This window comes from Pseudomonas quercus (assembly GCF_012033695.1).
GTDB lineage: Bacteria > Pseudomonadota > Gammaproteobacteria > Pseudomonadales > Pseudomonadaceae > Aquipseudomonas > Aquipseudomonas quercus.
Genome location: NZ_JAAVJI010000001.1, coordinates 564,429 through 586,183, shown reverse-complemented (window position 1 = coordinate 586,183; position 21,755 = coordinate 564,429). Strand labels below are relative to the sequence as shown.

The window sequence follows — 21,755 nt, the reverse complement described above, 5'->3', positions numbered from 1 at the left end:
GCGCCGGATCCGTCGGCCAAAACGATGTCATGCCGTTTGGGCTCAGGGCTTGATAGGCGCCTCTGAGGCGGTGGTCACCAAGTGGGTGCGGGTGGCCTTGCGCGCCTCGCTCACCATGAACTGAGGCGTGGCTGCACAGCGGTATTTCACCCCTCTGCTCACTGGCATGGTGGCCATGGTTTCCAGGCATTCTGCACGTGAGGCATAGGTCGTAGGCTTCTGCTCATCCAGGCAGCCTTCAGACGCTGTACACATGCTCATTACAACTACGAAAACACTCATCATTTGGCAACACTCCTTTGCGAGGCCAGGCCAGCCGGATAGGAAAACTGGCGCGATGATGCACATGCCTCAAAGGGGAAAACAATGGGCGGCACACTACCAGTCGTCGGTAATGTGGCGATTTGCCAACAGGTTGGCACTTGCATTTATATCTACTTGATTTACATGAACTATTCCAAAGTGCCACTAATCGATAAAGGTTCTCTTTTCGGCCCTTTTCAGCGGTTTTCCGCCGTCAATTCACCGACAGTGGCGTTTTGCCCACTCTCAGCAGTTTTCTGAAAGAAACCTGACATAAATGCCAGGTAAAAATGCCCCAAAAAGAGGCAGATTCCGCCGTCACCGGGGCAGCAGATTGCTCACTGTAGACGCCAGCCTGATGGCCAGTGCTTTCGCTTGCGCAGCTACGTCAGTTACAGCGGTGCTTTCCCACCACAGGCCGCGCAACGGTGGGCCAAGGGAGAACAGCACAGAAGAGGCCTGCCCTGCCGCATCCCTGACCGCCCCGCCATCATCGGCATCGATACCCAGTGCCAAGGGGCCGGGCTTCACGAGCCCTTGGGCAAGCAATCGCTGGGGCAAAGGTTTGGCGACGCGTCGCCAATCGTATTCGATGCCACTGGAATTGATGACGGCCGCGCCCTCTATAAGGCAAGTGGCGGCTTCGCCTCGGCGCCTGAGCGCCAACTGCACCCCTTGGGTGGTGGACACCACGCTTTGCAGGCTCGCCGCTTCGATGCTTAGCCTGCCCTCTGTACGCAGTCGCTGCAGCAACGCAGCGCCTTGGGGCGGTGAGCGATGATGATGGCTTTCCCACCAGGGCCGCAGGTGGCGCACGAACTGCCGTTGGTGAAATTCGCTAGCCTGGTGCCATAAACGGCCCACATGGGCCCGTACGGTGTCCAGAGGCGCCTGCCAATCCACGCCCTGCTCAGCAGCAAGCCGGCAGTGGCGCCGCAGTTCCGTTGACAACGCACGGGGTGTGGCAGGGCCTTCCCAGTGGGCTAGAAAATCTTCCCAGTCCGGTGGCTGTCGGCGTGGCTGCGGCAACAGGCCATGGCGAGAGAACACCTGGATCGGCCCCTGATGCCCCGCCTGCTCCAGGGAGAGCAACGCATCGATCATGGTCAGGCCGGCACCTACGATTATTACCCGCCCGTCCTTGGGCAAGGCGGCCATGGCCTGGATATCCCACGGGTCCAGGCCGCTGAATGCAGCGTTGCCTGTGCGCTGGGTACGTACAGCCGTAAAGACGCCCGTGGCTAGCACCACCCTGGCAGCCTGCCATTGCACGCCGCCTTCCAGTACAAGCGTTGCGCCCTGCTCGTTGATACACAGGTCCACCACTTCGGCCTGCGCGTGCTCCAGTGTGGAACCAGGGCTCGACGCCAGCGCCTCGGCCAGCCGCTGCCGGGCATAGGTGCCAAATACCTCGCGTGGGGGAAACAACTGGGCGACCGGCACCTGCTGAAGTGCAGACTCTGGCCACCCGCCGCCGTCGATGTAAGCCGTCAGCCAGTGGGTGAGGTCATCGGGAGCATCCGGGTCGATACTCATGCGTGCCGCGTTGCCGTTGAGTGTATGGCTCAGCGCTACCGCGCTGTAGGCCTCACCACGGCCTACTTGGGCACGGGGTTCACAGATCACGATACGCCGAGGCCCAGGCCTGTGCAGCAGTTGCATGGCCAGCAACGCACCGCTCAGGCCACCGCCCACGATCGCCACATCAGCATACCGGCCCCCGTCAGCACCTAGCTGGATCCCGCTCATGGCACCACTTCCTTGAAAGACCAAAGGGCCATGGTACACCGGGCATAAGTGCGGGGGATGGCGTTAAGGCGCGCCGAATACCATGGTCCAGTAAATACCGTTCTGGCTGGCGGCCATGGCGGTATAGCTAGCGCCTACCTGAGTAAACAGCGGGTTCATCAGGTTGGCACAGTGGCCGGGGCTGGCCAGCCAGCCGGCCATGGCCGCCGTGGGTGAACCTTGCCCGGCAGCGATGTTTTCGCCCACCTGGCGACCGCGGTAGCCAGCCGCCTTGGCGCGGTCGTAAGGCGTGTCTCCCTGAGGGCCGGCGTGAGCAAAGTAATTGCCCAAGGCCATGGACTGGCTGTGCTGCAAGGCCGCTGAAGCCAGTGCCGGGTTCCAGGCCAGGGGCTTGGCGGCACTGAATCGCTGAGCGCCGCACAGGCGTGGCTTCGCACGAGCGGCATTGACTTGGGCGAGCAAGGCTTGAGCCGCAGCCTTAGGGTCGTTCAAACCGGCGTCAAGCAGCGGCCGCGCCAACATCACCTGCCAATGCGTACCCACTTGGCTCACGCCAATGTCGGTGTATTGGCGGTCCAGCAACGCCGCACAATACCCTGCACGTAGCTGAGCAAGGGCCGCCAGGTTGTTGTCCGGGCCGTCGAGCCGGATGGCTCGGACGGCAGCGGCCTGATAGCCGTTAGCTTTCAGCCCGTCTCGCATGCCGCCCGCATACCCAGGCGCCAATGCCAGCTTTGGGTTGAGCGTCAAGGCGGGCACAGGCGTAGCAGGCAGCCTTGGGCAATCCGCAGGGCGCGCACGGTAGGCATTGATCAGCTGAGCCAGGCTAGGTGTCGCGGCAGCCTGCACCACTGGGGCGGCCAATAGGCAAGGCAGCAGGCATAACGGTGTCAAACGTACGTTCAGAGACATGGAGCGCATCACCGGCCGCTGCGGTGCATATCGATATGAGGAATACCATCTTCCAGGTAACTGTCGCCCTGGGCGATAAACCCATATCGCCCGTAATAGGCTTGCAGGTGCGCCTGGGCGGACAGGTAGAGCGGTTGGCCTGGCCATAGCCGTTCGCAAGCGGCGATTGCCTGCTCCATCAGCTGATGGCCCAACCCTCGGCCGCGCCCTTCAGGCGCAGTGAGCACCCGCCCAATGGCAGCGGGCGCCTCGGCACAAGGTGCCAGCAGGCGAAGGTAAGCGACAAGCCGGCCTTCTTCATGGGCCAGCAGGTGGTGGGTGTCGCCTGCCAGGTCTCGGTCGTCGATGTCTTGGTAAGGGCAATGCTGTTCCACGATGAACACTTCGCAGCGCAGGCGTAGCACATCGTACAGCGTTGCTTTATCGAGATCATGGTGATGAAGGCAGGTCCAGGTAACGGGCATGGCAGTGTCCAAGGCTTAAAGCGCCTATAGTGGCAGCTTGGAGCACTTGGACAAACCCTTTCATCCCATAAGCATTGGCGGTCAGCGGCCTCGGCTCAACCCCCCAAGGCGTGAAGAAATAGCCTGCATCCCCTGCCCCAGCTCGCGCAGGGCACTGGCGTCGCGGGCGCCTTCTTCGCTGGCCGTGTGAATACGCACCGCCAGTTCATTGATTTCGTGGGTCACATGGCTTTGCTGCTGGGCAGCCACGGCGATTTGCTGGGCGCGCTGCACAATGTCATCAAAGCTGTTGACCGTGGTGCCGAGCGTCGCGCTCACACCCGTGGCCTGGTGCACCGCCTCCTGGGTACGTTCGGCACCCCTTTGCATGGTGCTCACGGCCATTATCGAGGCCTGGCGCAGCTGGGTCATCATCTCCTGAATCTCGTTGGCCGAGGTTTGCGCACGGCCTGCCAGGGTACGGACCTCATCAGCCACCACGGCGAAACCACGCCCTTGCTCGCCTGCACGGGCAGCTTCGATAGCCGCGTTCAAGGCCAGCAGGTTAGTCTGCTCGGAAATGGACTTGATCACGTCCAGCACGCTGCCTACCCGTTCGATGTCCGTGCCCAGGCGGGTAATGGCGCTGGCTGCGCTATTGATGTCACCGGCCAGTACCTGAATGGACTCGCTATTGCGTTGCACCTGGTGCTGCCCGCCTTGAGCATCGAGCAGCGAGCGCTTAGCGGTCTCCGAACAGTCACTAGTGTTACGGGCCACCTCATTAGCGCTGGCCGACATTTCGGTCACCGCCGCCGCCAAGAGCGTATTGTCTTCGCGCTGAGCCTCGGCCCGGTCGGCCAGGCCATGGGACAACTGCGCAAGGGAATTGGCCTGGCTCTCCAGCGATACCGATTCGTCCGCAATACGTTTAAGCATCTGGCGCAGCGATCCCGCATATTTGTTCACCGCTGCCCGCAGGGCGCCCAACTCATCTGCCCGGCGGATGTCCAGCTCTGCGCCGCCTTGGCTGCCTTCACCCAGGCGCTCGATCTGCACGGTGGTTTCCTCCAGTTGAGCCAGCAGGCGCCGGCCTGCCAACCAGGCCAACCCCAGCAAAATAGCCAGCAGCGGCAACAGGAACAGCATCAGTTGTTGGGTGATCGCGTCGGCCAGGCCAACCACCCGGGCTTGCGGCGTGATTAGCCCAATCCGCCATCCGGTACCGTCCATGGTTTGCAGCGTTACGTAGGCCGGGCCACCTAGGCGGCCGTCATGGTTCACGTACAGCGTGGTGGTTTGGGTGCCTTGGTTTGCCAAATGGTCTACCACCGGCTGCAGCCACCCGCTGGTTTTCGCCAGGCCTGCCAACGTGGGCAGCCCCGCCTTGTCGGCCTTGGCATCTGGGAAAAACAGCACATTACCGGCCCGGTCTACGGCGAAGGCATAGCCGCCAGTAACATTGCCTTGGGTACCCAGAAAATCGGCCAGCCCATCCAGCTTCAGGTCCAAAGTAGTCACGCCGGCAAACGCGCCCTGCACCTGATAGGGCACGCTGCAGGTGGTCATGGCCACGCCGCTGACCGGGTCCTGATAAGCGTCTGACCATACGCAGCGGCCAGCGGGTGCGGTGCGGGCACCGGTGTACCAGGCTTCGGCCTGGTAAGGCGCTGCCTGGGGGCTGTTGTATTCTTCGGAAAAGTCCAGGCCGTTGCTGGCGTTGCGCGCCCAGAAAAAGCTACGGCGCTGCACCTGCGGTGTAAACAGGCCTGGCTCCGGCCACAGGCCGCCGCCCGCAATAGCGCGATCACCTTGGCTGTCGATAACGCCCGGCAGGTTGGCTTTCACCAGTGCCTCGTCATGGGGCAGGCTTTGCGCCAGGTGCGCCAGGGCTGCCGTAGTGCCTTCGATGCGGCTCAGTTGCAAGGCCAACTGTCGGGTAATGGCACTGGCTGACTGCTCTGCCGCCTCCGTCCCCGCCGCGATCAGCCGTGGCTTGCCGCCAATGGCCATCACGCCATAGATAGCCACCGCCGTGAGCACCAGCAAGGCCAGAATGCCGAAGGTCATGCGCCCGGCAATGCGCGTAGGGATAAGCGCCATGGGATGTTTCCAGATAGAAGGGGCTATTAGCTGTTACGGCTGGGTCAGGAAATAATTGAGGCAGGGACCGTAGTAGAGAGGCTTGGAAGCTGACGAGCGGGCATGACCCGCGCCTGTGGGCTTTCCGTGCACGCCTATGCAGGGATTATCAAATGATATAGCCTTCGCACATCAAATGACCGGATATGTGGTAAACCCCATGGACATTTCATCTCGCCTCTACCACCCTTCACCCACACCTCGTGCCGGCTTGTGGCAGGTGCTGGGTATTCCCGAGCGTGGCGAAACCCTCTACCAAGCACTGCGTGAAGGGTTTTCAGTAAGCGTGCTTGAGCATTTGTCCACCGCCATCGGTGTCGGCAAAAGTGCGCTGGCTACCTATGCGCTCATTCCGTCGGCCACCTTCCAGCGCAGGCTTAAAAGCAAGCGCTTCACCACTGAGGAAAGTGATCGCCTCTATCGGTTGGCGCAGATACTGGGCTCAGCCCTTGCGTTATTCGAAGGAGATGAAGCTGCAACCCGCCACTGGTTATGCGAACCGGTGCGCGGGTTGGGCGGGCGACGCCCCATTGAGATGGCCGCGACCTCCGCCCAGACCACGGCGGTGCTTGACCTGATCGGGCGCCTGGAGCACGGGGTTGTGGCGTAATGTTGCTATACCGCTTGGTCAAGCATAGATGGCGTGAGCAGGCCTTCGATGGCGAAGGGGCCAAGCGCTACGGCGGCCGCTGGAACAGTAAGGGCAAAGCCTGCGTTTATGCTGCTGGCAGCGAATCGCTGGCGCTCCTGGAGGTGCTGGTACACCTGAAGGACGCTGGCATTGCACAGCACTATGTAATGTTTGAACTGCAGGTTGAGGACAACGTGGTCCTTTATGCAGACGTACCCGAACTGCCGGCAAACTGGCGTATGGAGCCTGCGCCTTTGGAAACGGCTGAGTATGGGGATACTTGGCTCGCCTCTGGCCAAAGCCTGGCACTTGGCATCCCCAGCATCATCGTACCCCGTGAGTGGAATTACCTGCTCAACATCCACCACCCAGCGTTCGAAGGCGTCGCTGCCACAGCCCGTCAACTTGACTTTGATCTGGACACGCGGCTGGCCTGACCCTTCCGAGGGCTTCGCAGGCTGGCGCCTACTCCCACAGGGTTCATAGGAGGGTCCAGTTAATGCATCCTGATGGAGGCCCCGTGTGGGACGGGTCGCAGCCGTAGGCGGAGGCCGGGAACCGGTATACGCAGGCACAGGGGTGTCGGGCCCTTACACGAAAACAGGCCGCGCGCCCGTGTGGCTGCCCTACTTCAGCGCCTACTCTAAGTTACGTCCCAACCCTTCCAGGTGCCCAGCCCATCTGCCACGGGCAAACGCTTCGAAACCTGACCTCCTGGCCAGCTGGCCAACGACGCCATCGACCTGAGCATCGAGGCTGGTGATATCCATGCGCTGCTGGGTGAGAACGGGGCGGGCAAGAGTACCCTGATGAAGATTATCTACGGGGTCACCCAGCCGGACAGTGGCGCCTTGATCTGGGAAGGCCAGCCGGTGCACATGCGTAACCCGGCGCAAGCCCGTGCTTTGGGCATCGGCATGGTGTTCCAGCATTTTTCCCTCTTCGAAACCTTGACCGTGGCGCAAAACATTGCGCTGGCCATGGGGCCAGACCGGAACCCCCGCCAGTTGGCGCCCCTTATTCGAGACGTCTCGGCACGCTTTGCCGACACCTACGCGTACCGGCGCGCGCAGGATGTTAGTGCGTGAGGCAAAGGTATCAGGCGGCGGGCCGACGGCCTATCACCAAGGAGAAGGCTGCCAACCCCAATAGAACGCTGCAGCTGCGACTGAACACTTGCTGGGCGATGGGCCGCACCAACCAGCGACGCAGGTGCAGCCCGAGCAGGGCATAGAGGGCAATGGCTACCCACTCCAGCAGGAGAAATGCCAGCCCCAACTGCAGGAACTGGCCTGCAAACGGTTGCTGAGCATCGACGAACTGAGGCAGGAAGGCTGTGAAGATAAGGATTGCCTTGGGATTACCCGCCGCGACCAGGCACTCCTGCCGCGCCATTGGCCAAAGGCTTTGTGAGTGTGCAGCAGGCTCGGCTTCAGCCAACAGGCCGTTACTGCGCCAAAGTTGCCAGGCCAGGTACAGCAAGTACGCAGCGCCGCCCCATTTGATCCCCGTAAAGAGCACAGCAGACGTCTGGATCACCGCTGCCAGGCCCGCCGAGGCCAGGCCGATCATCACGGCAAAGGCCAGCAAACGGCCCGTACCTGCAGCGCAGGCCTGGAAGAAGCCACGGTGCGTTGCATTATGGATGGACAACAGATTGTTAGGGCCAGGAGCCAGGTTCAGTACAAAACACGCAGGTATAAACAGCGCCCAAGTCGACAGTTCTAGGTCCTTTTTTCCGTGGTAATGAAGTCACAGCAAAACCTACCACAAGCCGGGGCATCAGGCGGGCCAAAACCGCCGCCCAGCACACTCAGGCTTTGCAACCGTGACTAAACATTACACAATTGCGGCTTTTTTCCAGTGGCTGCCCTGTTTCCTGACCCAAGGGGTGGCCGTGCCTGAAGCCTTGCTCACGGAGACCCCGAATGAATCAGCAGGCCACTGCCGCCCCTCTCACCCCCGCCGCTGAGGCGCGTTGGGGGCGCAGCGACACCACCTGGATGCTGGGCCTGTTCGGCACAGCCATTGGCGCAGGTACGCTGTTTTTGCCCATCAATGCGGGCGTGGGTGGCTTCTGGCCCTTGCTGGTACTGAGCCTGTTGGCGTTCCCTATGACGTTCTTCGCCCACCGCGGCCTAACCCGGTTTGTACTGTCGGGCCGTGACGGGGCCGACATCACCGGCGTGGTAGAAGAGCATTTCGGCAAAAAAGCCGGCACGCTGATTACCCTGCTCTACTTCTTTGCGATTTTTCCCATTCTGCTGATCTACAGCGTAGCCCTCACCAATACCGTGGGCAGCTTTTTGGAGCACCAGTTGCATGTGACGCCCCTGCCCCGGGCGGCCCTGGCTGCGCTGCTGATTGTGGGTTTGATGATCGTGGTGCGCTGCGGGGAAGCGGTGATCGTGAAAGTGATGAGTGTGCTGGTGTACCCGTTCATCGCGGCACTGGTGCTGCTAGGGCTGTTCCTGGTCCCGCACTGGAACGGCGGCATTCTGAGCACTGCCACAGAAGTGCCCAGCGCGAGCGCCTTCCTGCACACACTGTGGCTGGCCATTCCCGTGATGGTGTTCTCGTTCAACCACTCGCCTATCATTTCGGCGTTCGCCGTGGACCGTCAGCGCGCCTATGGGGACCAGGCCGAACGTCGGTGCAGCCAGATCTTGAGCCGCGCCCACGCGCTGATGGTGATCACCGTGATGTTCTTCGTGTTCAGCTGCGTGCTGGTGCTGTCCCCGGCGCAGCTGGCTGAAGCCAAGGCTCAAAACCTGTCGATTCTGTCTTACCTGGCCAACCACTTCAGCAACCCCACCATCGCGTTTGCCGCACCGATTATTGCGGTGGTTGCCATTGCCAAATCCTTCCTGGGCCATTACATCGGGGCCAGCGAGGGCCTGCGTGGCTTGCTCAACAAGCGCGCCAACAGCACCCCTGGCAAGGCGCAGGATCGCGTAGTGGCCGTGTCCATGGCAGTGGTGTGCTGGGCCGTCGCTACCCTCAACCCCAGCATACTGGGCATGATCGAAACCCTCGGGGGCCCGGTGATTGCCGCCATTCTGTTCCTGATGCCCATGTATGCCATACGGCGCGTCCCTGCCTTGCGGCGCTATGCCGGGCAGTGCTCGAACCTGTTTGTGGTGGTAGTGGGCCTGGTGTCCATTTCGGCCCTGGTGTACTCGCTGGTGCAGGCCTAAACGCCGGTGTCGGGCAACTGACCGCGCAGCACGCCCATGGCGGCCTCCGCCTCTCGCAGCTGGTCGGCAGACGCTTGGGCCCACTGCTGCGTGAGGGGCGCCAGGTCTGCTTCCTCGGCCACACGCAGGCACCATTGGTGGTGATCGTGCCAGGCACCTAGCGCAGACTGCACGGCTTTCAGCGATTTGCCCGCTTTAGGCGACAGCGGCGACAGATCGTTGAACGCTTCTACCAGGTAGCGGGTACGTTTAACCAGAATACGGATCTCGTGCCGGTCATGGCCGTCTTCGGCCAACGCCTTGCGCAGCTTTTCAACGTGCTTGTGCAGCGTTTTTTCTACTTTACGTTTAAGGGGCTTGTCGGCGCGGGCCACTGTCATGGCACGAAACGCCTGAGGCCATTCGTCCAAGGCCTTGAGCAAGCGTTCCAGTTGGGGGCTGTGTGCCACCGCCCGGTATTGATCGGCCAACCGCTCACGGCGCCGCCGTGCGGCGGTGGGCAAACCTTTGTGCTCAAGCTCCTGAGCGATTACCTCAAGATCGCGAGGTGGCGTTGTCAGGCGCCCGATGGCGGCAGCCGCCTCTTTGAGGGGGAGCATCGCTGCCTGCCGGCGTACCGGAATCAGCAAGCTTCGAATACGGCGCACCGCAATGCGCAGGTCATGCAGCGCTTCGGGATCCGTGCCCGCCACTAGACGGGCACGGGCGTTAAGAATCCGAACTTCCAGGTGCAAGATTTCGGCTACGAATGTGTCGACAAACGTCATGTGTCCTACTCGGCGGGTGGTTGGGAAGCCAGCGCTTCGCTGGCGCGCTCTCAACAGACCACCGAGCAGGACAGGTGTTGCCAATTACCGCTTACACAAGGGTTTCAACCTGTTGCACGCCAGCCAGGCTTAGAACTGCCAGTCCAGCGACAGCCCTACCCCGTGGGTCTTGTCACGCGCACCTAGCAGGCCGTTGTAATCGAAGTTCAGCCGTGCCTCCCGGTTCAGGGCCAGGCTAGCGCGGGCGCCTACCACAGCGGCGTTGCGGTCCATGGATACAGCCTGTACGGCAAAGGCCGTAGCACCACCGGTGAAGGCCAGGTGCTGCTTGGCCGAGGTGTCGCTCAGGTTGTGCTGCCAGCCCAAGGTGCCTGACACGTCCAGGGTCTGGGTGTCAGTGAGGTTGAACCGGTTGCCTGCCCGCATACCCAAGGTCGACAGCACAGCATCGCGGGTATCGTCTCCGCCCTTCAAGGCAGCATCGCCGCCTTTTTCAGTGAAGCTGTCGTTGTCCAGGTGAACGTAGGCCAGGTTGGCAAAGGGCTCAAGGGCCAGCGGCTGGAGGTTGAGCCTGTACGCCGCCTCAGTGAAGACCTGGGTGGATTGGGCGTCGCGCTTGACCTTCAGGCGCTCAGGCGATGCGCCCAGTTGCAGGTCCCGTTTGACGTCGATGCGATGCCAGCTGTGAGACGCACCTGCCGTGATGCGCAAAGGACCCTGCTGCTGGCCGATATAGGCGCCCACATGGTAGCTGTCGGCCGACGCCTGCGAGTGGGTGCCGTCGCCCAGCCCCAGCGAGGTATCACTGTAACCGGCCATGGCACCCACCCGGGTGTGGTCGGCGACCAGCGCATCCACGCCAGCCAGCAGGCCACCCAGCGAGGCCGTGGAACTGGCCGTACCGCTGCTGCCGGTGTTGGTGCCCCAGGCGCCCAGCGCTTTGACCCACACATTATTGCCCTCATGGCCAGGTTCGGGTTGCTCATACAGCCCGTCGACGCGCAAACGGTCGCTTACCGCCTCCCGTACCTGCCGGCTGTCCTTGATGAGCTGGGTGCCGATTGCCGGGTGTACCTCACCGGACAATTGGGTGTAGGCACGGCGTGCTGTGGCAGTGTCGGGGCTTGACAGTACCTCCTCGTAGACCGGGTTACCCTGCCCCAGCTGTTCAGCAGCCGCTGCGACGCGGGCCTGGTTGGCGGTATAGGCGGCACTGGCAAAGGTGTCGGCATTGCGCTCGACGGCCAAGGCGACACCGGTGGGGCTGTAGGTCAGGTTCCCGTCCAGGAAGGCGTAGTTATCCAGCACGGTTGCGAACTGGCCCTGTACGCCACCGGCGGCCTGTAGCACAGTGAATTCCCGGCCCAGCACGCTGCTGATGGTAGGGGTGCCCAGGGCGGTGGCGCTGTTTTCCAGGGTCAAACCCATGGTGGCGCCCGTGACCGTGGCCTGCCCGCCTGCTATAAGGCGGTCACTGCCGGTGGGCGACAGCTCTACCGCGTAGAGAGCGCCCGGCGCCAGGGTCGCGTCCCCTGCCACCTGCAAGGTGCCGATGGAGTTGCCGGGCGCTACGGTACCACCGCGGTTGGCGGTCAATGACGCTACCCGGCCATTACCGCCCAGTACGCCGGTGTCGTTCACGGTCACGGCAGAAGCCAGGGAGCCGTTGATCGCCAGCCGGCCTCCATTGACGAGGGTTGGGCCACTGTAGGTGTTGGTGCCGGTCAGTACCAGCGTGCCGATGCCTTGCTTGGTGAGGCCACCATGCCCCGTAATGTCGTTGCTCCAGACGTCCCGCCCGCACTGGGCACCGCTGCAGGTACGCTGTGTAGGCTTGCCAGCGTCCACCACGGCACCTACACCGGGCAGGTCAGCCACGAACTGGCTGTCGCCATAGGCCCCGTCGATACGGAACTCGGCCGGTATATCCGCCTCGGTCACGAATTGGCTCGGGCCATTGATGGCCTTGCCCAGGTTGATCATGCCCCACCCGTAGAGCGCATCCACGCCTGGCGCGCCCAGGTCGGTGGCAGTGGTTTTCAGCACCTCGGCCACTTGTGCTCCGGTCATGTAGGGGAAGCGCTCCATCAGCACGGCCATGCTGCCGGCCACATGAGGGGCGGCCATGGACGTGCCGTTCTTGTTTGCCCAGCCAACGGTCAGGTCCTGAAGGCTGGTGCCATTGAGTACCGAACTGTAGATTCGCGTACCCGGCGCAGACACACAGAAACTAGCGGTGTAGCCGCAGCGCGAGGAAAAGGTACTGAGGGTATAAGGCGTTGTGGCAGCCGCCGCGGCGTCCGGGTTCTGCTGCAGGGCGGCGACCGTCAGCCAGTTGGGGGCGATGGCCGGAACGAAATAGCCCAGGCCGGCCATGGCGTCGGGATTGTTCAGGTTGTAGTCATTGCCCGCTGCGAAAATAGTCACCACGCCACTGCGCGCCGCGTCGATGGCGCCTTGGTAGGCACCGCCCGGCCGGGTGCCCAGAATCTGGCGGATCTGGTCGAACTGCGCTTGCGCGTCTTGCACGGTAAAGTGCGGGAATGCGGGGTCTCGCCCGCCTTGATCGAACCGGTCGGTGATGCCGATGCCCCAGCTGTTGTTGATGATGCGGGCGCCACTGTCCACCAAGGCTTTCCACCCGGCCTGGTACACCGCACCGTCGTTGCCGAGCACAATGCCGTCTTCCGGGCCGGGGTCACCATTGTCAGCGCTGATGATCTGGGCGTTGAACGCCACACCGTGCATGGGCCCACCGTCCCGGTTGCCACCGGCAATGCCACCCACGTGCGTGCCATGGTTGCCCAGGCGCCCATTGGAGTCTGGGGTGGGGGTGCCGTCATACCGGAACGCATCACCGGCCTTCACCGGTATGTAGGGGTCGGTGTACTCACGGATGCCGCTGGTTACCAAGTTGGTGACCTTACCTGGGCTGGCAAACTCCGGGTGAGGCGCATACACCGGCTGGTCGAAGATACCCAGCTTCACACCACTGCCGGTGTAACCGGCGGCATAGGCCTGGTCGGCGTTGATGGCGCCCAGGCCCCACTGCGCTTTGAATTCAGCGCTGCGCCAGCTGGCGGGATCACCGGCCTGGCCGGCTTCCACATAGGGTGCCGCCTGCGCCACCCCTAAGGTAGCCAGGTAGCAGGCCATGGCACCGAGGGATGCACGGTTGGCCGCACGAACGGCATGGGCCAGGGAACGAACAGTTGAGGCTTTCATAGCAATCACTCTCCTTTATGAGCACGCACAAGCCCCCGCGCGGAGGCCGCCTTGGCCGCCGCGTTGCTGGTTAGCCAGCTAGGGGTAGGTAACTATCAGAATTGCCAGTTGAGGCTCAGGCCCACGCCATGGCTTTTTTCACGGCTGGCCAATTGGCCGCTGTAGTCCAGGCTGACGCTCGCCGCCTGGCTCAAGGCCAGGCGGGCATGAGCACCCACCAGCGCGGCATCGCGTACCAGCGGTGAGCTTTCGATGCCGAAGGTGCTGCCGCCCGAGGCAAAGGCCAGGTGCTGCGCTGACTCGGTATCGCTCAGGTTGTGCTGCCAACCCAGGCTACCGGACAGGTCGACCTTTTGATGGTCATTGACGGCGATAGAGGTGAGCGCACGTACCCCAAAGGTGCTGAGCACGGCGTCACGGGTGTCGCTGCCCGAAGCCAGGGCGGCTGCATCCCCTTTTTCAGTGAAGCTGTCGGTATCCAGGTGCACATAGGCAAGGTTAACGAACGGTTCCAGCGCGGCGGCTTGTAGCGGTACTCGGTAGGCCGCCTCAGTGAACACTTGAGCCGTTTGCCCGTCGTGCTTGGTTTTCTCCCGGCCGCCGGCACCGTCAACCTGCACGTCGCGCTTGGCATCGATACGGTGCCAGCTGTAAGCGCCCCCCAGGGTCAGGCGCAGGGCGCCGATTTCATGGCCCAGGTAGGCCCCCAGGTGGTAGCTGTTCACGGATGCCCTGGCGTGGGTGCCTGAGCCCATGTTCACCGAGGTGTCACTGTAGCCGCCTACAACGCCCACGCGGGTAGCGTCCGCGATGCTGGTGTCCATACCTGCCAGCAGGCCGCCCAATGAGGAGGTGTAGCCTGCGGTGTCATGCCGTGAATCTGTGGTGCCCCATGCGCCTAGGGCTTTAAGCCACACGTTGTCCTGCGCCGCCCGTGTGGTGTCGTCGCTGAACGCACTGGCGCCCAGGCGTTCGCCCACCGCGTCTCGGACCGCACGGGTGTCGTTGAGCAGTTGGGCAGTAATGGCGGGATAGAGCTCGCCCGACAAGGACTGAAGGCTGTCGCGGGCCACTGCAGCCTCAGAGGACAGCAACAGGTTTTCATAGATCGCATTCCCCTCCCCCAACGCCTCGGCAGCCGTGGCGACTGCGGCTTGGTTAGGCGTGTGCGCGACGCTCGCGAAGGCGGCTATGCGCTCGGTCGTCAAGGCAATGCCATTGGCCGTGTAGGCCAGTTGGCCACCCAGGAACGCATAGGGGGAACTGACCGCCGCAAATTGGCCAGTTACCCCACTGGCCGCCTGCAATACGGTGTATTGGTGGCCGATCAGGGTTTGGCCTGGCCGGGTATTCAACGCCCGAGGCGTTGGGTCCAGGGCTAGGGCCATGTTGGCCCCGGAGACCGTGGCGCTACCCGTAGCCACGAGGCGGTCACTGGCGGTGGGCGACAGTTCGACGGCGAAGGTGGAACCCGGTTCGAATGTCACATTGCCGTTCACCTGCAAGGTACCGATGGAGTTCCCCGGTGCCACCTGACCGCCGCTCAACGCCGTCAGGTTACCCACCTGCCCATTGCCGCCAAGTGTGCCGCCAGCATTGACGCGTACTGCAGAGGCCAGGCTACCGTTCACGGACAGCACACCCCCGTTGACCTGAGTGTCACCGCGGTAGGTGTTGGCCCCGTCCAGGATGAGCCGGCCTGCGCCGGATTTGATCAGGCTGCCCTCATACTGGCGCTGTGCAGCCGCGGCTGCACGGGCCATGCCCACGGCATAGTCGGCCTGGTCCTGTTGGCTGGCGGTGCTGGCAATGCCATTGCGCCAGCCTTTGCTGTCCAGGGTTTGCTGCCAGGCGGCCTGCTCGATGGCGTCTTCGCCTTGTCGCTGGATCAGCGCCTGGTCAGAGATGGCATTGCTCCAGATATCCACCTGGCCTGCCCCCAGGTTGGCGTTGAAGGTGCCCAGCAGCTGGCCAGGGCCGCGCATCGCCCGCTCCAGGTTCGCCACGCCCCAGCCCACCGTAGCATTGGGTGCTTGGGTCACCGAACCATCGAGCTGGGTGGCGGTGGTGAGCAGCACCTGCAAAGCCTGCTCATTGTTCATATAGGGGTAGCGCTCCATGACCAGCGCCAGGGCACCCGTGGCATGGGGGGCGGCCATGGAGGTACCAGACTTGAGCGCGTAACCCCCGCCCGGCACGGTGCTGTTGATCAGCCGGCCAGGGGTGGTGATGCACCAGTATTTGGCAGCGCCGCACTGGTTGTAGCGCTGGGCATTGGCGCTGTCCAGGCCAGACACGGCCAGCCAGTGGCCTTCTAGGTCGGGTTCGAAATACGGCAGTGCGGCCCGCACGCTGGCATTGGCGTAGCCGGTATTGCCAGCGCTGAACACGTTGATCACGCCCTTGCGCGATACCGCAGCGGCTTCATCCAGCCAGGTGCCCCGGTTGTAGTGCTGGGCATAGGCGGCATGCAGCCCTTCCAGGGTGGCATAGGTCACGTCTGGCGGCTGGCTGCCCCAGCTATTGTTGATGGCACGCACGCCAGCATCAGCCAGGGCGCCGTACGCGGCCCGAAAGTACAACGGGTCGGGGTTGGGCCCGAACAGGAAGCTGTCACTCTGGTTGGTGTTGGCCACATACACCTGCGCGTTGTACGCCACGCCATGCATGCCCACGCCGTCGCGAGCCGCGCCCATGGTCCCGGTCACGTGGGTGCCGTGAGTGTCGTTGTTGGGGTTGATGGCACCGGTCACGCTGAAAGGCGACCCGTCCACATAGGTGCCTGTGGCGGTCACTGCGTGGTAGCGACCAGGGCTTGCTTCGGGGTGTGTAGGATCGAAACCTGAGTCCAGCGCACCGATTTTCACACCTTGCCCGGTGATCCCGGCTGCATATGCCTGGTCGGCCTGAATGCGACCCAGCCCCCAGTCACTTTGAAACTCTGCCGAACGCCAACTGGCTGCGTCCCCTAACTTTCCTTGTTCCACATAGGTGGCATGGGCTGAACCCACCAACGTGAACGACAGTGCGCAAAGTGCGCCGGTAGTGACGGGTTTAACGGAATAACGCACAGCACGGACAGCTTTGAGCCTTCGCATCCTTGCACACCCTTTAAACAGTTAGCTCCCTATTGAGCGTTTCAGCAACATAGTCGGGGGTGAGGGTTATGGCAAATAATTATTTCAAGATTGATACAATCCGAAGCCCGTACACACGGCTGTTGGCAGGTATACACCTGAATGATAGTGGTTCTGGAGCTACTTTAAGGCGAACTAACCACGTGGTTAAGAACTTCAAAGGCGATATCGATATAGTGGCACTTTAGTTAGAGTGTCCTGCATGACTTATCAGTCAAGTTCCACTATTTGCTAATGGATAACAGATTACCGCTTCAGCAAACGTTCGGCTGGACGAACGCTCTTTTACAGGGGTGGCTACCCAGATATTTGACTAAACACCCCCAGCCCTGTACCACTGCGCTTATGGCAAACCTTCCAGCCACCTTAGTGTGCAGCGACCGCCCCCAATGAACAGCCTCCCCCAGCCCTACCACGCCTTGATTATCGGTGCCACGGGCACCCTTGGCAGCGCGTTTGCCGAATGCCTGAATCAAGACCCACACTGTGCCGGGGTGGTGGGGCTAGGTCGCTCCACCACACCTCCCCTGGACCTCGGCCTACCGAACACCATTATGGCTGCTGCCGCACAACTGGCTGGCCAGGCGCCCTTCGACCTGATCATCCTGGCCACCGGTGTGCTCCATGGTGAAGGATTCATGCCAGAAAAAACCCTTGAAGCCCTCAACCAGGAGCAGTTGCTGGCCACCTTCCAGGCCAACGCCTTGGGGCCAGCGCTGGTTTTGCAGCAGTTCCTCCCCTTGCTCTCGGCCAACGGTGTAATGGCCGTACTGTCTGCCAAGGTAGGCAGCATTGAAGACAATCGCCTGGGCGGTTGGTACAGCTACCGCGCCTCCAAGGCCGCGCTCAACATGCTGGTCAAGACCGCCGCCATCGAAAGCGCCCGGCGCTGGCCCCACAAGCGTCTGGTAGCCCTGCACCCCGGAACCGTTACTTCGCCCCTGTCCCGCCCCTTCCGCCGCGAAGCGCGCGCGCCTCGGGAAGCCGCCGCGGACATGTTGCAGGTGCTGGACGCTCTGCGCCCGGAAGATCACGGTGGATTCTTCAGTTACAGCGGGGAACGGTTGCCTTGGTAAGGTGATCGACAGCAGTGGTAACCTGCCTGCCTGCCTCACTCACTTGAATGGATGGAGCCTTTGCACATGCGCTTGACCTTTGCCTTATCCCTGCTGGCCACCGGCGTACTGGCTGCCACGCCCATGGCCCAGGCGGCGACCTTGATCTACTGCTCCGAAGCCAGCCCGGCAGGCTTTGACCCAGCGCAATACACCTCGGGCACCGAGTTCGATGCAGCGGCCGAAACGGTTTTCAACCGGTTGGTGCAGTTCAAGCGTGGGGGTACCGAGCTGGAACCAGGGCTGGCGACGAGTTGGGACGTCACCGACGAGGGCAAAACGTACACGTTCCACCTGCGCCAAGGGGTAAAATTCCACACCACCCCCTATTTCACACCTACCCGTGAATTCAACGCCGACGACGTGCTGTTCACCTTTGAACGCATGCTGGACAAAGCCCAGCCCTTCCGGAAGGCCTACCCTAGCGAATTCCCGTATTTCACAGACATGGAGCTGGACAAGAACATCACCGGCGTGAAAAAGCTGGACGACCATACCGTGGTGTTCTCGTTGAAAAGCACGGACGCGGCCTTTGCAGCCGACCTGGCCATGAGCTTTGCGTCTATCCAGTCTGCCGAGTACGCCGCGCAGCTTTTGAAAGCGGGACATCCTGAGCAATTGAACCAGATGCCAGTGGGTACAGGCCCCTTCGTGTTCAACCGTTACCAGAAGGACGCCGTGATTCGCTACAAAGGCAACACGGCCTATTGGAAACCTGAAGACGTGAAGCTGGACGACCTGATCTTCGCCATCACACCCGATGCCGCCACACGGTTGCAGAAGCTCAAGGCGGGCGAGTGCCAGGTCAGTGGTTATGCCCGCCCGGCAGACCTGGTGGAAATCAAGAAGGACGCCACACTCAAGGTGTTGGAGCAGCCTGGCTTCAACGTAGGCTTCCTGGCCTACAACACCCAGCACCCGCCGCTGGATAAACCCCAGGTACGCCAGGCGCTGGACATGGCCATCAACAAGAAGGCCATTGTCGATACCGTATTCCAGGGCGCTGGCCAAGTCGCTCAGAACGTAATGCCGCCGACCCAGTGGTCTTACGACACTACCGTGAAAGGCACGCCCTACAACCCGGAAAAAGCCAAGCAGCTGTTAGCGGCTGCCGGTGTGAAACCGGGCACGGAGATCGCGCTCTGGGCCATGACCGTGCAGCGTGCGTCCAACCCCAATGCACGGCAATCGGCTGAAATGATCCAGCAGGACTGGGCCAAGGTCGGCATCAAGGCAAAGATCGTCAGCTATGAATGGGGCGAATACATCAAGCGGGCCAAGGCCGGCGAACACGACGTGATGACCTATGGCTGGACCGGTGACAATGGCGACCCGGACAACTGGCTGGGCGTGCTGTACGGGTGCAGCGCCATCGGTGGCAGCAACTACGCCCGCTGGTGCAATAAGGACGTGGACAGCCTGCTGCAGAAGGCCAAGGCCCTCACGGACCGCAACGAGCGTACCCGGCTGTACGCCCAGGCACAGCAGATTATTCACCAGCAGGTGCCGGTGAGCCCCATGGCCCATTCAGTGGTATCGCAACCTATGAGTACCAAGGTACAAGGGTTCAAGATCAACCCGTTTGGGGTGACCGGGTTCTATGGTGTGAGCGTGGACGAATAGCCTTTGGGTGAATGTTCCCGGGCTTGTGCCCGGTCCCACAGGGATCGGGCGTTACTTGTATCAGGTGTTAATCACCCGGCCGGGGTGCTGAATCTCGATAAGGGTGATGCCCATGAGCTGAGCCTGATCCATCACCTCCTGAGGTGACGCATCTGCCGCTGGCATCAGCAAACTGTTTTCAGCATCGCCGTAGTGAATTTCCAGCAGGCGCAGGGCCGCTACCTCCACGGGTAGCTGGGCCTGTTCATATTCCAGCTCCTGCTGGCGAGGTTGTTCGTTGTAGAGGTAAGTCACACGGTGGCGGTAGATCACGGCATCATCGGTATCAGTGTTCATGTGCTGCTCCATCATGATAATAAACAGGGCTAACCCTGGCGCAGGCGCACCCAGGTCGGGGCATGGTCACTGGCATGGGGCTGGTCGCGTACCCACCGGTCTACACCAGCGTCTTGCAGCCGGGAGGCCAGGTCTTGGCTCAACAACAGGTGGTCGATGCGCAGGCCCTTGTCATGCTGCCAATGCTGGCGGAAGTAATCCCAGAAGGTAAACACCTGCTCCTCAGGAAACCGGGCGCGCAGCGCGTCGGTCCAGCCCTGCCCCAGCAGCCGCTGGAAGGCCTCGCGGCTTTCGGGCTGCAGGAGTGCATCCTTGCGCCAGGAGGCAGGGTTGTAGACGTCGAAATCAGTGGGCACCACATTGTAGTCACCCGCCAGCACCACCGGGTGCCCGCTGTCCAGCAGGCCCTGGGCGTGCCGTATGAAGTGCTCGAACCAACGTAACTTGTAGTCGAACTTGGGGCCAGGCTGAGGGTTGCCATTGGGCAGGTACAGGCAGCCTACCACGATGCCCTGCACAGCGGCTTCCAGGTAGCGGCTTTGAGTATCGTCTTCCAGGCCAGGCAGGCCCCGGCGTATCTCCAGGGGTTCACTGCCACGGGCCAGGATGGCCACACCATTCCAGCGAGCCTCGCCCTGCCAAAGCGCCCCATAGCCTGCCGCCTCGATGGCCTGCTGAGGAAACGCCTCCTGCCCGGCCTTCAATTCCTGCAGGCACACGATGTCCGGTGCCTCCTTGTCCAGCCACGCGAGCAAAGCGTCTTGACGCGCGCGAATCCCATTGATGTTGAACGTGGCGATTTTCATGGCAGGTCCCTTGGGCTTTGAAATGGGACAGGTGCGTGCCAAGTAGGTTTTATGGATAGACCAAAATGCTATTTCACCCCGTACAGGTTCCCGCTTAGGGTAGGCAGCACCGGTCCACCGGACGTCTTGCTGCTCATTCATTGACATCGAGGTTCGTGTGACCACGCCAACGCCACCGCTATACCCTGCTGCCATTCTTCGAGACGACAACGAAGCCCTTGACGTAGCCCGTGACTTTGCCGCCTATGCGGCCACAGACGCTTCAGCGCGCGATGCCCAGCGGCGCTTGCCCTGGCCGGAACTGGAACGCTTTACAGCCAGTGGGCTGGGCAGCATTGCCGTACCCAAGGCCTACGGGGGCCCCGGCGCAAGCCACTGGACCATCGCCCAGGTGTTCAGGCTTATCAGTACCGCCGACCCCGCACTGGGCCAAATCCCGCAAAACCACTTTGGCATCCTCCGCGTCATTGAGCTGGCTGCCGAGCCTGCCCAGCGCCAGCGCTTGCTGTGCAGCGTGCTGGAGGGCCATCGCATTGGCAATGCTGGCCCGGAACGCAACAGTGCGCATACCTTGGCGATCCGCGCCCGTGCGCTGCGGGAGGGGGATGGCTATCGGCTAAGCGGTGAAAAGTTCTACTCCACCGGCGCCCTGTTTGCGCACTGGATCACTGTCAAAGCCTTGGATGATAACGGCGAACAGGTGATGGCGTTCGTGCCGGCAGGCACGCCGGGGCTACAGGTGGTCGATGACTGGTCCGGCTTCGGCCAGCTCACCACGGCCAGTGGCACCGTGCTGCTGGACAACGTGTTCGTACCGGCACACAACGTTGTCGCTAACGGTGCCTTGAGCCATCGCCTTAATACCCAGGGCGCCTACGCGCAGCTGATCCAGGCGGCCATTGATGCTGGCATCGCCCAGGCGGCTGTGGCCGATACCATTGCGTTCGTACGTGAGCGCGCTCGCCCTTGGCCGGATGCCAAGGTAGAAGCGGCGCGCCTGGAGCCGCAGTTGATCAATGAGGTCGGCCGGCTGCAGGTGGAATTGCAGGCTGCCGACGCCCTGCTGGAGCGTGCTGCCCGCACACTGGATGAGGTGGCCAGCGCGCCAGTGACTGCGGATTCGGCCGCCCGGGCGTCCATCGCCGTGGCCGAAGCCAAGGTATTGACCACCGAGATCGCCCTGCTGGCGAGCGAGAAGCTGTTCGAGCTGGCCGGTAGCCGTGCCACCCTCGCCCAGCACAACCTTGACCGCCACTGGCGCAATGCACGGGTGCATACCTTGCACGACCCGGTGCGCTGGAAGGCCCATGCCGTAGGCAATTACCATCTCAACGGCACCCACCCTGCCCGCCACGCGTGGATCTGACCC

Annotated in this window: 17 protein-coding genes and 2 pseudogenes; 7 read left to right on the top strand and 12 right to left on the bottom strand. The window is 62.2% G+C overall.

The window, feature by feature from the left end:
- Window positions 1-42 precede the first annotated feature (42 nt).
- From HBH25_RS02595 to HBH25_RS23655, 6 genes and pseudogenes are all read right to left on the bottom strand, one after another.
- Window positions 43-285: a hypothetical protein gene (locus HBH25_RS02595; RefSeq protein ID WP_168081178.1), complete on the bottom strand. Its 243-nt coding sequence runs from the start codon at window positions 283-285 to the stop codon at window positions 43-45.
- 336 nt (window positions 286-621) lie between these two features.
- Complete coding sequence (locus HBH25_RS02590; RefSeq protein WP_168081176.1) at window positions 622-2,052, bottom strand: FAD/NAD(P)-binding protein; 1,431 nt, start codon at window positions 2,050-2,052, stop codon at window positions 622-624.
- Window positions 2,053-2,115: 63 nt separating this feature from the next.
- Window positions 2,116-2,973: a CAP domain-containing protein gene (locus tag HBH25_RS02585; RefSeq protein WP_168081174.1), complete on the bottom strand. Its 858-nt coding sequence runs from the start codon at window positions 2,971-2,973 to the stop codon at window positions 2,116-2,118.
- Complete coding sequence (locus HBH25_RS02580) at window positions 2,973-3,428, bottom strand: GNAT family N-acetyltransferase (protein WP_168081172.1); 456 nt, start codon at window positions 3,426-3,428, stop codon at window positions 2,973-2,975. Before HBH25_RS02580 ends, HBH25_RS02585 begins: the two co-directional genes overlap by 1 nt.
- An 81-nt stretch (window positions 3,429-3,509) precedes the next feature.
- The gene (locus HBH25_RS02575; protein ID WP_420708419.1) at window positions 3,510-4,976 is read right to left on the bottom strand and encodes a methyl-accepting chemotaxis protein; all 1,467 of its coding nucleotides are present in this window, start codon (window positions 4,974-4,976) and stop codon (window positions 3,510-3,512) included.
- Window positions 4,953-5,420: pseudogene (locus HBH25_RS23655) on the bottom strand (cache domain-containing protein); the annotation flags it as partial. The pseudogene HBH25_RS23655 and the gene HBH25_RS02575, both read right to left, overlap by 24 nt.
- Before the next feature lie 289 nt (window positions 5,421-5,709).
- On the opposite strand from HBH25_RS23655, the gene parS reads away from it, so the two are divergent.
- The 3 genes and pseudogenes from parS to HBH25_RS02560 form a co-directional block, all read left to right on the top strand.
- Window positions 5,710-6,159 (top strand): type II RES/Xre toxin-antitoxin system antitoxin, encoded by a 450-nt coding sequence (gene parS / locus HBH25_RS02570; RefSeq protein ID WP_168081168.1) that lies wholly within the window; start codon window positions 5,710-5,712, stop codon window positions 6,157-6,159.
- A complete protein-coding gene (locus HBH25_RS02565) occupies window positions 6,159-6,617 on the top strand; it encodes an RES family NAD+ phosphorylase (protein WP_168081166.1) in 459 nt (152 codons plus the stop codon). The genes parS and HBH25_RS02565 overlap by 1 nt, the downstream gene beginning before the upstream one ends.
- A gap of 285 nt (window positions 6,618-6,902) precedes the next feature.
- A pseudogene (locus tag HBH25_RS02560) lies at window positions 6,903-7,223 on the top strand (ATP-binding cassette domain-containing protein); the annotation flags it as partial.
- A 55-nt stretch (window positions 7,224-7,278) separates the two neighbouring features.
- On the opposite strand, the gene HBH25_RS02555 reads toward HBH25_RS02560, so the two are convergent.
- Window positions 7,279-7,902, bottom strand: coding sequence for a LysE family translocator (locus tag HBH25_RS02555; protein ID WP_168081464.1), 624 nt, complete (start codon window positions 7,900-7,902; stop codon window positions 7,279-7,281).
- A 206-nt stretch (window positions 7,903-8,108) separates the two neighbouring features.
- On the opposite strand from HBH25_RS02555, the gene HBH25_RS02550 reads away from it, so the two are divergent.
- Window positions 8,109-9,377, top strand: a complete 1,269-nt coding sequence (locus HBH25_RS02550) for a serine/threonine transporter (RefSeq protein WP_168081164.1) — start codon at window positions 8,109-8,111, stop codon at window positions 9,375-9,377.
- Here HBH25_RS02550 and HBH25_RS02545 read toward each other — a convergent pair.
- The 3 genes from HBH25_RS02545 to eprS all read right to left on the bottom strand — a co-directional run bounded on the left by HBH25_RS02545 (window position 9,374) and on the right by eprS (window position 16,467).
- The gene (locus tag HBH25_RS02545) at window positions 9,374-10,144 is read right to left on the bottom strand and encodes a CHAD domain-containing protein (protein ID WP_168081161.1); all 771 of its coding nucleotides are present in this window, start codon (window positions 10,142-10,144) and stop codon (window positions 9,374-9,376) included. The genes HBH25_RS02550 and HBH25_RS02545 overlap by 4 nt on opposite strands.
- A 129-nt stretch (window positions 10,145-10,273) precedes the next feature.
- Window positions 10,274-13,369, bottom strand: coding sequence for an autotransporter domain-containing protein (locus HBH25_RS02540; protein WP_168081159.1), 3,096 nt, complete (start codon window positions 13,367-13,369; stop codon window positions 10,274-10,276).
- Window positions 13,370-13,464: 95 nt separating this feature from the next.
- Window positions 13,465-16,467 (bottom strand): autotransporter serine peptidase EprS, encoded by a 3,003-nt coding sequence (eprS, locus tag HBH25_RS02535; protein WP_168081157.1) that lies wholly within the window; start codon window positions 16,465-16,467, stop codon window positions 13,465-13,467.
- Between the two features lie 428 nt (window positions 16,468-16,895).
- Between eprS and HBH25_RS02530 the strand changes: the two genes are divergently transcribed.
- A complete protein-coding gene (locus HBH25_RS02530) occupies window positions 16,896-17,582 on the top strand; it encodes an SDR family NAD(P)-dependent oxidoreductase (protein WP_168081155.1) in 687 nt (228 codons plus the stop codon).
- A gap of 66 nt (window positions 17,583-17,648) precedes the next feature.
- Entirely contained in the window at window positions 17,649-19,244 is a 1,596-nt protein-coding gene (locus tag HBH25_RS02525) for an ABC transporter substrate-binding protein (protein WP_168081153.1), read from the top strand.
- A gap of 60 nt (window positions 19,245-19,304) precedes the next feature.
- Here HBH25_RS02525 and HBH25_RS02520 read toward each other — a convergent pair whose 3' ends face one another.
- Together HBH25_RS02520 and HBH25_RS02515 are read right to left on the bottom strand one after the other, a co-directional pair.
- Window positions 19,305-19,580 (bottom strand): hypothetical protein, encoded by a 276-nt coding sequence (locus HBH25_RS02520; protein ID WP_178088796.1) that lies wholly within the window; start codon window positions 19,578-19,580, stop codon window positions 19,305-19,307.
- Between the two features lie 29 nt (window positions 19,581-19,609).
- On the bottom strand, window positions 19,610-20,386 hold the full coding sequence (locus HBH25_RS02515; RefSeq protein ID WP_168081151.1) for an exodeoxyribonuclease III: 777 nt from the start codon (window positions 20,384-20,386) through the stop codon (window positions 19,610-19,612).
- 157 nt (window positions 20,387-20,543) lie between these two features.
- On the opposite strand from HBH25_RS02515, the gene HBH25_RS02510 reads away from it, so the two are divergent.
- On the top strand, window positions 20,544-21,752 hold the full coding sequence (locus HBH25_RS02510) for an SfnB family sulfur acquisition oxidoreductase (protein ID WP_324616844.1): 1,209 nt from the start codon (window positions 20,544-20,546) through the stop codon (window positions 21,750-21,752).
- Window positions 21,753-21,755: the final 3 nt, after the last annotated feature.

Coding starts and splice junctions, on each gene's coding strand:
- HBH25_RS02595 (WP_168081178.1), bottom strand. CDS start 285: ATGATGAGTGTTTTCGTAGTTGTAATGAGCATGTGTACAGCGTCTGAA.
- HBH25_RS02590 (WP_168081176.1), bottom strand. CDS start 2,052: ATGAGCGGGATCCAGCTAGGTGCTGACGGGGGCCGGTATGCTGATGTG.
- HBH25_RS02585 (WP_168081174.1), bottom strand. CDS start 2,973: ATGCGCTCCATGTCTCTGAACGTACGTTTGACACCGTTATGCCTGCTG.
- HBH25_RS02580 (WP_168081172.1), bottom strand. CDS start 3,428: ATGCCCGTTACCTGGACCTGCCTTCATCACCATGATCTCGATAAAGCA.
- HBH25_RS02575 (WP_420708419.1), bottom strand. CDS start 4,976: ATGACCACCTGCAGCGTGCCCTATCAGGTGCAGGGCGCGTTTGCCGGC.
- parS (WP_168081168.1), top strand. CDS start 5,710: ATGGACATTTCATCTCGCCTCTACCACCCTTCACCCACACCTCGTGCC.
- HBH25_RS02565 (WP_168081166.1), top strand. CDS start 6,159: ATGTTGCTATACCGCTTGGTCAAGCATAGATGGCGTGAGCAGGCCTTC.
- HBH25_RS02550 (WP_168081164.1), top strand. CDS start 8,109: ATGAATCAGCAGGCCACTGCCGCCCCTCTCACCCCCGCCGCTGAGGCG.
- HBH25_RS02545 (WP_168081161.1), bottom strand. CDS start 10,144: ATGACGTTTGTCGACACATTCGTAGCCGAAATCTTGCACCTGGAAGTT.
- HBH25_RS02540 (WP_168081159.1), bottom strand. CDS start 13,369: ATGAAAGCCTCAACTGTTCGTTCCCTGGCCCATGCCGTTCGTGCGGCC.
- eprS (WP_168081157.1), bottom strand. CDS start 16,467: ATGCGAAGGCTCAAAGCTGTCCGTGCTGTGCGTTATTCCGTTAAACCC.
- HBH25_RS02530 (WP_168081155.1), top strand. CDS start 16,896: ATGAACAGCCTCCCCCAGCCCTACCACGCCTTGATTATCGGTGCCACG.
- HBH25_RS02525 (WP_168081153.1), top strand. CDS start 17,649: ATGCGCTTGACCTTTGCCTTATCCCTGCTGGCCACCGGCGTACTGGCT.
- HBH25_RS02520 (WP_178088796.1), bottom strand. CDS start 19,580: ATGAACACTGATACCGATGATGCCGTGATCTACCGCCACCGTGTGACT.
- HBH25_RS02515 (WP_168081151.1), bottom strand. CDS start 20,386: ATGAAAATCGCCACGTTCAACATCAATGGGATTCGCGCGCGTCAAGAC.